This is a genomic window from Mesorhizobium sp. INR15, from assembly GCF_015500075.1.
In the GTDB taxonomy this organism is placed as follows: domain Bacteria; phylum Pseudomonadota; class Alphaproteobacteria; order Rhizobiales; family Rhizobiaceae; genus Mesorhizobium.
The window spans coordinates 79,505-91,971 of sequence record NZ_CP045497.1; the positions used below are offsets into that span (position 1 = coordinate 79,505).

Here is a 12,467-nt window from a genome sequence, read left to right on the forward strand (position 1 = left end):
TAAAATGGCACAACTTTCGGACGATTGCTTCGCGTTTGGCGGCCCGCTGATGCCCGTCAACGACACGCTCGCGCTCCTCGCATCGCGCCTTGCTCCACTGAACGGGCAAGAAATCGTGCCGCTTGGCACAGCCGACGGGCGTATTCTTGCGCGCGACCTGGTGGCGCCACTGCCGCTTCCGCCCTTCACCAATTCGGCAGTCGACGGCTATGCCATTCGTGGTGCCGATATCCCGGTCATGGCCGGCAAAACCTTTCCGGTTACCGACTATGTTCAGGCTGGCATGGCTGCACGTCAGGCCATTGAGCCCGGTCAAGCCATTCGCATCTTCACTGGCGCGCTGATGCCGGACGGCGCCGACACAGTGTTCATGCAGGAGGACGTCGTTGTTGACAACGCGGGGGATGCGATCCTGCCGCCCGGTCTCAGGCAGGGTTCAAATGTGCGCCCCGCCGGTGAGGATATTCCCCTGGGAAAAAATGTGCTGAAGGCAGGTCACCGGCTTCGTCCCCAGGATGTTGCCTTGATTGCGGCATTGGGCATGACCGAGGTCGAGGTGGCCAGGCGCGTAAAGGTGGCTATTTTCTCGACTGGAAATGAAATTGTTGCCCCTGGTTCGGCACGCGGAGAGGCCCAGCTTTTCGATTCCAACCGCTTCATGTTGTCGGCCATGGCTTCGCGTCTTGGCTGCCTCGTCACCGACCTTGGCATTCTCGGTGACGACCGCGCCGCAATCGCCGAGGTCCTGAAGGCGGCGGCCTCGACGCATGATCTCATCCTGACCTCGGGCGGCGTTTCCACAGGAGAGGCCGACCATGTCAAGGCGAGTGTCGAGAGCGTCGGCACGCTTGTCTTCTGGCGCGTGGCCATCAAGCCCGGCCGCCCCGTCGCAATGGGGGTTATCCAGGGCATACCGTTCATCGGCCTCCCGGGAAATCCGGTTGCAAGCTTCGTCACGTTCGCGCTGATCGCTCGGCCTGCCATCATGGCGCTGGCAGGATCACCATCGGTACCAGTGTTTCCGATCCCCGTGCGAGCAGCGTTTTCGTATCGAAAGAAGGCGGGCCGACGCGAATATGTCCGCGTCAATCTGCGCCATGGCAAAGCCGGCTTGCCTGAAGCGACCAAGTTCCCGCGAGAGGGTGCCGGCCTGCTTTCATCGCTTGTCGACACGGATGGCCTGGTCGAACTTCGCGAGGAAACCACCGAAATCAAGGTCGGCGACACAGTGGAGTACATTTCCTATTCGAGCCTGATCTGACACCAGGAATTCAGCGCATTGGCAAAGCACGCCGACCCTCATGGCAGCGGCTGTGCCCCATACCATGCGCCACCTTGGCCAATTGACGGTAACTGTGGTCCTTGCCACGGTGCCGAGATGAACACGATGAAGCTTGATCTGTCGGGCCTGAAATGCCCCTTGCCAGCGCTGAAGACGCGCAAGGCACTTACTTTCATCGAACAGGGCGACAGGCTGGAAGTACATTGCACCGATCCGCTGTCCGCCATCGACATTCCCAACCTTCTGAACGAAACGGGAGATCGCCTCGAAAGCACTGATCGAGACGAGAATGGCAATGTCTTTCTGATCATAAAGACGAGCGCTCCGGTGGTCAAGCGTAAGCGCCCGTGAATGGCACGGCACTTCCGGTTCTCTGGGTTGCCGGGGCAAGCCGAGATGATCAACCTGTTGCGCGATATTGAGACTGCGGACGCGACTTGCGGCGCGCTTTTCCAATCAACTGTCGCATTTATTCTCGCATTGAACGGCCAGTACGCTAAGTTCAAACTAGGTAGCTGTGCCTGACAGCGGTCGCTGCCTGGGACGATTCGACGGAAGGGAATGTGCATGACGATGCAATCTCGGCGCCCTCGCGATCGAGGACCTAAGGGGCGTGCTCTTGACGACACCGCACTCCGGGAGGTCCAAGATTTGCTTCTGGGCCGTGAGCGTCGCCGCGATCTCCTGATCGAATTTCTGCATCTGATCCAGGACAGGTACGGGTGTCTGTCGGCGCAGCACCTTCGGGCGCTGGCCGAGGATATGCGTCTGTCCCAGGCCGAAATCTATGAAGTCGCCTCGTTCTACGATCATTTCGATATCGTGAAGGAGGGTGAGACTCCGCCAGCTCCGCTGACGATCCGGGTATGCGACTCGATCAGTTGCATGCTGGCTGGCGCGGAAGACCTTCTCGACGGTCTCAATGCGCAGGTCGATCCGACCGCTATCCGCGTCGTACGTGCGCCCTGCATGGGCCGTTGCGCTTCGGCTCCTGCCGCTCGGATCGGCGACCGCGAGGTCGACCATGCCACAGCCGAGCAACTATCGGAGATGGCTCGTCTCGGTGACACCAAAGTCGTGGTACCGGATTTCACGGGCTTAGAGGCCTATCGAGCGGCCGGCGGTTACCAACTTCTGCAGAAGGTGCGCGACGGAGAGCTTACTACTGGGGCAATCATCGCTATCATGCAGGGCGCCAGCCTCAGGGGACTCGGCGGAGCCGGGTTCCCGGCGGGCAAGAAGTGGGAGTTCGTGCGTTCCTACAAAGGCCCTCGCCTAATGTCGATCAATGGCGACGAGGGCGAGCCAGGCACGTTCAAGGATCGTGTCTACCTCGAACGCGATCCGCATCGCACGCTCGAAGGCGCGCTGATCGCAGCCCATGCGGTGGAAGCCGGGCGGATTTATTTCTACATGCGCGACGAGTATCCGGCGGTCCTTCAAATCCTGAAATCCGAAATCGCCGCGCTGGAGCTGGCCGGCATCGCCGCGCCTGGCTTCATAGAACTTCGACGCGGCGCGGGCGCCTATATCTGCGGCGAGGAAAGCGCGATGCTGGAGAGCATTGAGGGCAAGCGCGGCCTGCCGCGCCACCGTCCGCCCTATATCGCCGAGGTCGGCCTGTTCGGCCGCCCGACCCTCAACCACAATGTCGAGACGCTTTGGTGGATTCGCGACATCGTGGAAAAAGGTGCGGAATGGTTTGCTGGACTGGGCAAGCATGGTCACCCTGGCGCGCGCTCGTGGTCAGTCTCGGGTCGCGTAAAGAACCCGGGTGTCAAACTGGCACCTGCTGGCATCACCGTGCGCGAACTGATCGAAGATTATTGCGACGGTATGCAGGACGGCCATTCTTTCAAGGCTTATCTGCCCGGCGGAGCTTCGGGCGGTATCCTGCCAGCTTCGATGGGCGACATCCCCCTCGATTTCGGGGGAGAACTTGCCAAGCAGAGCGCATTTGTCGGCTCCCACGCCGTGGTGGTGTTCTCGGATCAAGACAGCGCCAAAGCCGCGACCGTGAACCTACTCAAGTTCTTCAGGCATGAAAGCTGCGGCCAGTGCACACCATGCCGCGAGGGGACCGGGAAAATGGTTCAGCTCTTGGAGACGGACGGTCCTCTGGACGAAACCGGACTGCGCGACCTGGAGATGGTGATGCGCGATTCCTCGATCTGCGGCCTAGGTCAGGCGGCGCCGAACCCGGTCAACCATTTGCTGAAGCACTTCCGCGAGGATATTTGAAATGGCTGGTCCCATTGAATTCACACTAAACGGCAAGTCGGTCACGGCGACCGAAGGCGAGACCATCTGGCAGGTGGCCAAGCGCGAAGGCACCGCCATTCCAAATCTCTGCCATGTCGATCTCCCAGGTTACCGGGCCGACGGCAATTGCCGGGCCTGCATGGTCGATATCGAGGGCGAGCGGGTGCTGGCGGCATCTTGCATTCGCAAGCCAACGGTCGGAATGATCGTCAAGACCGACACCGAACGGGCCGAGAAGTCTCGAGCGATGGTGTTCGAGCTGCTCGCCAGCAACATGCGGGCTGCAGCTGACGGTCCCGATAACCAGTCGAAATTCTGGCAGTGGGCCGGATCGATGGGCATTGCTGGAAGCGAACGCTTCAGTTCCAAGTTTCACGATGCCGACGTAGCCGAGTTCGACATTTCCAACCCTGCGATCGCCGTCAATCTGGATGCCTGTATCGCTTGCGGCGCCTGCGTTCGAGCGTGTCGTGAGGTTCAGGTCAACGACGTCATCGGCATGGCCGATCGCGGCGGACATACCGTTCCCGTCTTCGATATGCACGATCCCATGGGGCTCTCGACCTGCGTGACCTGCGGCGAGTGCGTACAGGCTTGCCCGACAGGTGCGCTCTACGAGAAGAGCTTGATGGACAAGTCCGGCAAGACACGTGTCGTCCAAGACTTCGACAAGGTCGTCGAAACGCTTTGTCCATTCTGTGGCGTCGGCTGCCAGACCAGCGTGGCCGTGAAAGACAACCGTATCGTTCAGGTTGACGGCCGCAATGGCCCAGCGAACGAGAATCGGCTCTGCGTCAAGGGACGCTTCGGCTTCGACTACGCGATGTCACCGGATCGCCTGACAAAGCCGCTTATCCGTCGCGACGATGCCCCGAAATTCGGTGAGGCGGATTTGCGCTACGTCGATCCGCTGACGGTATTTCGCGAAGCCACATGGGAAGAGGCGATGGAGCGCGCGGCCGCTGGTTTCAAGACTATACTCAAGGATCATGGCGGTCCGGCGCTGGCTGGCTTTGGCTCGGCCAAGGGCTCGAATGAAGAGGCGTATCTGTTTCAGAAGTTCGTCCGGCAAGGCTTCGGCACGAACAATGTCGATCACTGTACCCGGCTTTGCCACGCATCTTCCGTGGCTGCCTTGATGGAGGGCGTTGGCTCCGGTGCGGTGTCGGCGCCGTTTATGGATGCGATGAAAGCCGAATGCGCCATCATCATCGGAGCGCGGCCGACGACCAATCATCCGGTCGCCGCCACCTATTTCAAGCAGGCCGTCAAGCGCGGCCTAAAATTGATCATCATGGATCCGCGTGGCCAAGACCTGATGCGCCATGCAACGCATTCCCTGCGCTTCAAGGCGGGCAGCGATGTCGCCATGCTGAATTCGCTGATCCACGTCATCATCGAAGAGAAGCTGTACGACGAGCAATATATCCAGGCCAATGTCTCCGGCTTCGAGGCCCTGAAACTCAAGGTGAAGGACTTCTCACCAGAGACCATGGCTGACGTCTGCGGTGTTGACGCAAGTGTGCTCCGAGACGTCGCGCGCATGTACGCGCGGGCTGAGCGCTCGATGATCTTCTGGGGCATGGGAATTTCGCAGCATACACACGGCACCGACAATTCACGCTGCCTGATCGCCCTGGCGCTGATTACCGGACATATTGGCCGTCCCGGTACAGGTCTCCACCCGCTGCGTGGGCAAAACAACGTGCAGGGCGCTTCGGATGCGGGACTGATCCCAATGTACTACCCCGACTACAAATCGGTCGAGAACATCGACATTCGCTCGCAGTACGAAAATTTCTGGGGCCAGACTCTCGATCCCAAGCGCGGCCTGACGGTGGTCGAGATCATCGACGCCATCCATGCCGACGAGATCAAAGGCATGTATATCATGGGCGAAAACCCGGCGATGTCGGACCCCGACCAGACCCATGCGCGCGCGGCACTTGCCAAGCTCGATCATCTGGTCGTGCAGGACATTTTCCTGACCGAGACCGCCTGGCATGCCGATGTCGTGCTGCCGGCATCGGCCCATGCCGAAAAGTTCGGAACCTACACCAACACCAACAGGCAGGTGCAGATTGGCCGCCCCGCACTTGAGCTTCCGGGCGACGCGCGCCAAGATCTCGACCTGATCATCAATCTCGCCAACCGCATGGATCTCGGCTGGAAGTACAACGATGTATCCGACGTCTACGCCGAAATGGCGCAGGTCATGCCGTCGCTGAAACACATTTCATGGGAGCGAGTGGAGCGCGAGGGTTCGGTTGTTTACCCAGCCGATGGCCCAGATGTGCCAGGCAATGAAGTGATCTTCTCGTCGCGCTTCCCGACCAGCGATGGGCGGGGCCGTATCGTGCCGACCGACCTTCTCCCGCCCGACGAAGTACCGGATGAAGACTATCCGCTGGTGCTGACGACGGGTCGCATGCTGGAACATTGGCACACGGGCGCCATGACACGGCGTGCAGGAGTGCTCGATGCAATCGAGCCGCAAGGCATTGCTGCGATGAACCCTTACGAGATCAAACGGCGCGATCTGTCGGTGGGAGATGTCATCCAGGTCGAAACGAGACGTGGAACAATCGAGGCGATTTTGCGAGCCGACCGCGAGGTGGCGGACGGGATGATTTTCATCCCCTTCTGCTTCAACGAAAGCCCGGCAAACAAGCTGACCAACCCGATGCTCGATCCATACGGCAAAATACCGGAGTTCAAATATTGCGCTGCCCGCGTCGCGCAGAAAGCTCATGCGGAGGCAGCCGAGTAATCGAACTCAGATTGCCAAGATGTGTTGCCGACTTCATCCATCGACGAGCAACAGCTTGGATCATACGAGTGACTCGCTTATCCGCGCTCGTGTGTTCATTGCTTTTCCTGAAGCTTGTCATGATGGTCATGGCAGGTCGCGATGATGGTGGACCAGATTACGATAATGCACGTTTGTCCGCGCCGATAGGGAAGACGGTGCGTGACGACTATCCGCCAGCAATGCTGCCGATCGCAGATGGCGTTTTTACCGTCGCACGTTCGAGTAACAGGACGCCTCTACGCTGGCGCTTCTCGCGCAGTCGAATTGCCTGGTAGTTCGTCCGGCCGGCGCCTCGGCAGCAGAGGTCGGCGAGACCGTGAAGTTCGTCCGGTTCGATACCACGCCGGGTTCTGTTTCACAGCCGGGTTCTGATTCATGAGACTTGGCGCAATCTTGCTTGCTCAGCGCCCTTCCGAGAGCGCGACCGGCTGAAAGCCGAAATTTCGCAACAGCTTCTGTCCCGCAGCCGAGACAATAAACAATGCGAAGGCCATTCCAGCCAGCGAACAATCCTTCAGTGCAGCCAAGGCGTATTCCGGCACGACATTTAGATTGGCCGGAATCTTGACGATTTTGACCCCCTGTGTAGCCTCCGCCAGCCCTAAGCCGGTGCGATAGCCGAGAAACACATGCACGGTTCCAGCCGCCAAGGCCGCCATGATCGGATCATAGCGGCCCGCCGCATTTGCCATTTCAGAGCCTCCGACCAGGTGCTGGGCCTTGGCGTCCAGAATGGCGAAACTGCCGTGCCTGAGTTTTTCCGCCCGTCGGAAGATTGCCCAGGCATAGTCGCCCGAGGAATCCTTTGACTGTGTCGAGGTGGCGATGCCGATGGCAGGATCGAGTAGCCTATCGATGAAATTCGCTGTCGTGAATCCGGCATCCCGGCGCACCACAGCGGCCATGGTGTTGCGGGCAAAGACCACAGGTGGCATCGCCAGACCTTGTTCAGCAAGACGAGCCGAATGAGCGAAGTTGGCGGACAGGAAGATGTCTGGCCGCTCGCCCGATTCGATGCGCTCTCGGAGCAGACCGGCAGGGCCATGCCGCGTTTCAATTTGAACCCCGGTCATTTCAGAGAAGGCGGAAATCAAGACCGGAAGGACGGATCTCAAGCTTCCCGCAGCGTATATCAGTATCGTTGAGTGAGACGCAGCGGGTTTCATCGGTATGCACCTCCCAAGGCAATTCTCATGGGGCACCGCCCTATGGTTTGCTTTTCAGCAGCCACCTTAGGTTAGCTTCGCGCCGCAAGACACAGTCGGCAGAATCGAAGCCGATGTCGAGCGTCTCGCTTTCACGCACCGCTGTGCCATTGATCTTGGTGTTGACACGGACCTTCGTGTTACCGCCGATGTTGATCTCGTAGATGGCGCTCCAACCCAAATAGGAGGTGGAGACGACGCGGCTGGACATGCTATTGGCCGTTACTGCGGAACCGACCGACAATTTCTGCGGCCGCACCACCGTCGTGACGACGCGGCCAGGTTCGAGAGGTTTCGACGAGGCGACCGTAATAGTCTGGCCGGCGGGAGCGCGACCGTTGCCTTCAGCCCGTCGGCGGTACTCACTGTGCCGGCGAGCATGTTGGCCTTGCCGAGGAAATCCACGAAGGCAGTCGCTGGCTTCTCGTAAACCTGCTCCGGCGTACCGATCTGTTCTATCGACCGCCGTTCATGTCGACGATCTGGTCCGACATGGAAAGGGCCCCTGCCTGATCGTGGGTCACAAAGATGGCCGTGATACCGGTCTCGAGAGTGTAATGCCGGACCAGACTATCCTCGTCAGCCGGGAGACCAAAAAGAACCTTTGCCTCCGCCGCATTGACCAGCCTTCTTCGGCCTATTCGTTCGCTCCTCGCCATGAAGGACCCGAGCTTATGGTCGCTGCAAGATCGATCGCAATCGAGTTGGTAATCTTATCCAGGGACAAACAGATGTTCGTGCTTCGTTCGACCTTAGCGTGTCTCGCCTTTATCAACCAAAGACAGCATTTGTGTTGAGATCATTGCTTTTTCGTGCGAAACTTTCGCATGAGCTAAGGAGACGCAAATGCCTGAGACATTGATCGAATTGCTATCTGGCATCCGCACTGTCGAGGACATGGTCGCAGCCTTCAGCGATGAGGACCATTGCCGGCGGTTATTGGAGGGCATGGTATGGCCGGATGGTCGGGTCTGCCCGGCCTGTGGCTACAAGCGTTCGATCGCCATAGCCGGCCGGGACATGGGAAAACGCTGCGCCCGGCCTGGACTGTATCAATGCTCGAGCGGCGATTGCCGGTTCCAGTTCACGGTGACGACGCACACGCCTCTGCATTCCACAAAGTTGCCGCTGCGCACATGGCTGAAGGCGATGTGGTTGCTGCTGCAATCGGACAAGGGCCTGTCCTCGGTGCGGCTGGCGGAAACTCTTGGGGTGAGCCAACCGACCGCCTGGCGAATAGGCCACGCGTTGCGTCTCATGGTGGCGCGGGAAAACATGTTGGCCGGCACGGTGGAGATCGACCACTTCCATCTCGGCGGCAGGCCAAGGAAGCGGCCCGACGAGCCGCCGCCGGGACGTGGCCGCAAAGGTCAGGCAAACACGGAGAAAACAACGGTTCTCGGCATGGTGCAGCGGCCCGCGGACAGGGTTCCCGGCACGCTTGCTGGCGATGCGCGCCGCGGTTGTCACCGGTCTCTCATTGCGAGCGGCAGAACGTGCGATCGAAACGCAGGTCTCGCCGGAGGCCCGTTTGATGAGCGATGAAGCGAAAGCATTCATGGCGATCGGCGAGGGCTTTACAGATCACGAGACGGTCAATCACTCCAGCCGCGAATATGTTCGCGACGCGGTTCACGTCAATTCGGTGGAAGGCTTCAATTCCCGGATCCGCCGCACTATCGCGGGAGTGTTTCATCACATCAGTCCACAGCATGCCGACCTCTATTTCCACGAGATGGGTTTCCGCTGGTCCCAGCGCATCGTTATCGGTCAGGCGGTCAGGAAGACACGGCGTGGCCGCCAGGTCGTGCGAACTCTTTGGTCACGTGTGTCGCCAGCGCTGCAATTGATGCAGGTCTTCCGATTCGCTACCGGGCGTCAGATGCGCAGAAGCCCGGATGGCGGAATCACCATCAAATCAGCAGTAGCTGTCTTTGGTTGATAAAGGCGGCGTGTCTGGGAAAGCAAATCTTGTTCCGACCCCATTCTACGAGCGCCTTTTCTTGCGCAAAACATTCCGGCCCTGATGAGCCAGCGCTACGAAGTTGCGAAAGCGCAACGAAGGAAGCCGGAGCCGGATTTATGAAGACGCTTCGCAAATCGCGGAGACTTCATCGTGAAACAGCGCAGTTCGATCAACCCCGACATGGTCGTCGACGAAATTATGAGGAAATGGCCGGCAACGGTGGCGGTGATGCTGAGACACAAGATGCTCTGCGTCGGCTGTCCGATCGGCACATTCCATACCGTGACTGAGGCGTGCCGGGAACATCAGATCGATGAGGGCGACTTTCTCGTCGAACTCGAAGCGGCCGTTCGAGGAGAATGGTGACGGTCAGCCCTTGTCCCGGTTCTCGGCCAGAACCACAAGGCGATGCGCATCCTTGACCGTGACTTTCTGGCGCCCGCTGAGAATTATTCCGTTGTCTTCCCACTTGCTCAGCAGCCGGCTGACCGTATGCAGCGTCGTACCGGTCATCTCGGCAATGTCCTGCCTTGAGATCGGAAAATCGATTTCGATGCCGATGTCGGTCTTGCGGCCGGTCTGGTTTGCCAGCCGCAACAGTGCATGCGCAACCCGCTGCTCCACCTGTTCCGTGGACATCTCGACCACCCGCGTCTGGGTCTCCTGCAGCCTGGTTCCAACGGTCTTGTATGTGGTTGCCCCAAACACCGGGAACCGGCGCGCCAGTTCCGGCCATAGAGCATTGGCCCAGGCCAGCACCACGCAATCCACCGCTGCGACAGCGCTGGCGGGGTAGGTAGTCCGGCCTAGCGCTGCGGCGACGCCAAAGATCTCGCCTTCGCTGATGTATCTCGCGATGACCTGCTGTCCGTCAGGCGTGGTGCGGACCACCCGTATGTGCCCGGCGATCAGCACGAAGAAGGAATGGGCCTCGGCTTCCTGCTCGAAGATCGTTGAGTCCTTGGCATAACGTGACGATCGAGCGCCTCTGAGGAGCTCGCTTTGCTCTTCGGGCGCCATCCCTTGAAAAAGGGGCAGCCGCGATATCAGCGATCGGTCCAGCGCAACCAAGCGAATTTCCTCATGGTCCTTCCGCGTCAATCGTGCGGCAGCCCTTTCTTATCCCGAGTTTGCGCCAGCGCAAATTGTCGGTAGCCGCATCAGGCTAAATGGCATGGAACGGCGCAACGCCGCGAAGACGAAACAAAGGACAAATCGATGAAACTCTCCATCCTCGCGGCCGCAATCTCCCTCCTCGCGCTCACCGGCGGTGCAGGCGCGGAAGAGCACGTGGTGCAAATGCTCAACAAGGGCGAAAAGGGCGCCATGGTTTTCCAGCCGGCCTTCGTCAAGGCAGCACCTGGCGACACCGTCAAGTTCGTGCCGACCGACAAGACCCACGACGCCGAGTCGATCAAGGGCATGCTTCCGGATGGCGCTGAGCCTTTCAAAGGCAAGCCCAGCGAGGAAATCACCGTTACGCTGACGAAGGAGGGCGTCTACGGCGTCAAATGTGCGCCCCACTACGGCATGGGGATGGTCGCGCTCATCGTTGTCGGCAAGCCGGTCAATCTCGATGCCGCCAAGGCGGTCAAGCATCCTGGCAAGGCAAAAACGGTGTTCGCCGACCTGTTCACCCAGGTTCCGGCCAACTGACCACCATACGGTCTGCCTGCCGTAAGGGGGCGGGGGACGGGCCGGACGGACCGCGCGGCGGTTCATCCGGCCCTTTTCATTGAGGATGCAGTCATGGCAGTTTCACGCCTGCGGAGCTACTCCGGTCCCGCGGTTCTCTCCTATGGATTCAGGCCCTTCTTCCTCCTCGGGTCGCTGTATGCCGCGCTCTCCATTCTGCTCTGGCTGCCGATGTATGCCGGCGAGCTTGTTGCCCACAGTGCGTTTGTCCCGGTCGACTGGCATATCCACGAGATGCTGTTCGGCTATCTGCCGGCGATCGTTACCGGGTTCCTGCTGACCGCCATCCCTAACTGGACAGGCCGGCTGCCCGTGCAGGGACTGCCGTTGCTGGCGCTGGTTGTCCTGTGGCTTGCCGGCCGCGCCGCTGTCTTCTTCTCGGCGGATATCGGCTGGCAAGCCGCCGCCGTGATCGATGGCGCTTTTCTGCTTGCGGTCGCTGCGGCGGCGGCACGAGAAATCGTCGCGGGACGGAATTGGCGCAATCTCAAGGTTCTGCTGCCGCTTGCCGTCCTGGCTGGCGCCAACGGCGCGTTCCACATCGAGGCGCACCTCCAAGGCACATCCGACATCAGCCGCAGGCTCGGCATGGCTGCAGCGATCATGCTCATCTCGCTGATCGGTGGGCGCATCATTCCGAGCTTCACACGCAACTGGCTTGTCCGCGAAAATCCTGGAAGGCTGTCTGCGCCGTTCGACCGTTTTGACATTGCATCGATAGCCATCTCAGCCGTCGCACTGGGAGCATGGTCGTTCGCCCCCGACAACAGTGTCTCAGGAATGCTTATGGCCGTCGCCGCAATCTGCCAGGCGTGGCGTCTGTCGCGCTGGGCTGGCGAGCGCACATTGCGGGATCCGCTCGTGCTTGTACTCCATCTTGCATATGCCTTTGTGCCGGTTGGTCTCGCCCTCGTCTCGGCATCGATCTTCTTCCCTGATGCCGTACCAGCAGCGGCGGGACTTCACGCGCTCGGTACGGGTGCGGTCGGCACGATGACGCTTGCCGTGATGACCCGCGCAACGCTCGGGCACACCGGGCGAGAGCTCAAGGCTGGAAGAGGCGCCTCGTCCATCTTCGTAGCCGTCCTTGTCGCGGGATCATTGAGAATCCTGGCCGCCTTCGTCCCCTTTGGCGTGGTGATCGACATTGCCGGCGCCGCATGGGTGGCGGCATTTGCAGGCTTCATCCTGGTCTACGGCAATGCATTGATGACGCCAAAGGCGCGGTGAGCCGACTGGGTAAGC

Annotated in this window: 10 protein-coding genes and 2 pseudogenes; 9 read left to right on the forward strand and 3 right to left on the reverse strand. The window is 60.0% G+C overall.

The window, feature by feature from the left end; genetic code table 11:
- The first annotated feature begins 4 nt into the window (after positions 1-4).
- The 5 genes and pseudogenes from GA829_RS32710 to GA829_RS37660 form a co-directional block, all read left to right on the forward strand.
- Positions 5-1,261, forward strand: coding sequence for a molybdopterin molybdotransferase MoeA (locus GA829_RS32710; protein ID WP_195179980.1), 1,257 nt, complete (start codon positions 5-7; stop codon positions 1,259-1,261).
- A 117-nt stretch (positions 1,262-1,378) separates the two neighbouring features.
- Positions 1,379-1,633, forward strand: coding sequence for a sulfurtransferase TusA family protein (locus GA829_RS32715; RefSeq protein WP_195179981.1), 255 nt, complete (start codon positions 1,379-1,381; stop codon positions 1,631-1,633).
- A gap of 216 nt (positions 1,634-1,849) precedes the next feature.
- A complete protein-coding gene (locus GA829_RS32720) occupies positions 1,850-3,523 on the forward strand; it encodes an NAD(P)H-dependent oxidoreductase subunit E (RefSeq protein WP_195179982.1) in 1,674 nt (557 codons plus the stop codon).
- Position 3,524: 1 nt separating this feature from the next.
- The gene (fdhF, locus tag GA829_RS32725; RefSeq protein WP_195179983.1) at positions 3,525-6,314 is read left to right on the forward strand and encodes a formate dehydrogenase subunit alpha; all 2,790 of its coding nucleotides are present in this window, start codon (positions 3,525-3,527) and stop codon (positions 6,312-6,314) included.
- Positions 6,315-6,594: 280 nt separating this feature from the next.
- A pseudogene (locus tag GA829_RS37660) lies at positions 6,595-6,735 on the forward strand (hypothetical protein); the annotation flags it as partial.
- A gap of 22 nt (positions 6,736-6,757) precedes the next feature.
- Here GA829_RS37660 and GA829_RS32735 read toward each other — a convergent pair.
- On the reverse strand, positions 6,758-7,522 hold the full coding sequence (locus GA829_RS32735; RefSeq protein WP_195179984.1) for a substrate-binding domain-containing protein: 765 nt from the start codon (positions 7,520-7,522) through the stop codon (positions 6,758-6,760).
- 40 nt (positions 7,523-7,562) lie between these two features.
- Positions 7,563-7,772, reverse strand: a complete 210-nt coding sequence (locus GA829_RS37665; protein WP_374940443.1) for a TOBE domain-containing protein — start codon at positions 7,770-7,772, stop codon at positions 7,563-7,565.
- Positions 7,773-8,407: 635 nt separating this feature from the next.
- Here GA829_RS37665 and GA829_RS32745 point away from each other — a divergent pair.
- Positions 8,408-9,503 (forward strand): annotated as a pseudogene (locus GA829_RS32745) (IS1595 family transposase).
- 174 nt (positions 9,504-9,677) lie between these two features.
- Entirely contained in the window at positions 9,678-9,893 is a 216-nt protein-coding gene (locus tag GA829_RS32750) for a DUF1858 domain-containing protein (protein ID WP_258052391.1), read from the forward strand.
- 3 nt (positions 9,894-9,896) lie between these two features.
- On the opposite strand, the gene GA829_RS32755 is transcribed toward GA829_RS32750, so the two are convergent.
- Positions 9,897-10,598, reverse strand: a complete 702-nt coding sequence (locus GA829_RS32755; RefSeq protein WP_195179985.1) for a Crp/Fnr family transcriptional regulator — start codon at positions 10,596-10,598, stop codon at positions 9,897-9,899.
- Positions 10,599-10,745: 147 nt separating this feature from the next.
- Between GA829_RS32755 and GA829_RS32760 the strand changes: the two genes are divergently transcribed.
- Positions 10,746-11,183 carry a pseudoazurin gene (locus tag GA829_RS32760; protein ID WP_195179986.1) on the forward strand — a complete coding sequence of 146 codons (438 nt, stop codon included), beginning with the start codon at positions 10,746-10,748 and terminating at the stop codon, positions 11,181-11,183.
- A gap of 93 nt (positions 11,184-11,276) precedes the next feature.
- Positions 11,277-12,452 carry an NnrS family protein gene (locus GA829_RS32765; protein ID WP_195179987.1) on the forward strand — a complete coding sequence of 392 codons (1,176 nt, stop codon included), beginning with the start codon at positions 11,277-11,279 and terminating at the stop codon, positions 12,450-12,452.
- Positions 12,453-12,467 lie beyond the last annotated feature (15 nt).

Bases quoted from the DNA above. Each gene is read 5' to 3' on its own strand.
- GA829_RS32710 (WP_195179980.1), top strand. From the start codon at position 5: ATGGCACAACTTTCGGACGATTGCTTCGCGTTTGGCGGCCCGCTGATG.
- GA829_RS32715 (WP_195179981.1), top strand. From the start codon at position 1,379: ATGAACACGATGAAGCTTGATCTGTCGGGCCTGAAATGCCCCTTGCCA.
- GA829_RS32720 (WP_195179982.1), top strand. From the start codon at position 1,850: ATGACGATGCAATCTCGGCGCCCTCGCGATCGAGGACCTAAGGGGCGT.
- fdhF (WP_195179983.1), top strand. From the start codon at position 3,525: ATGGCTGGTCCCATTGAATTCACACTAAACGGCAAGTCGGTCACGGCG.
- GA829_RS32735 (WP_195179984.1), bottom strand. From the start codon at position 7,522: ATGAAACCCGCTGCGTCTCACTCAACGATACTGATATACGCTGCGGGA.
- GA829_RS37665 (WP_374940443.1), bottom strand. From the start codon at position 7,772: ATGTCCAGCCGCGTCGTCTCCACCTCCTATTTGGGTTGGAGCGCCATC.
- GA829_RS32760 (WP_195179986.1), top strand. From the start codon at position 10,746: ATGAAACTCTCCATCCTCGCGGCCGCAATCTCCCTCCTCGCGCTCACC.
- GA829_RS32765 (WP_195179987.1), top strand. From the start codon at position 11,277: ATGGCAGTTTCACGCCTGCGGAGCTACTCCGGTCCCGCGGTTCTCTCC.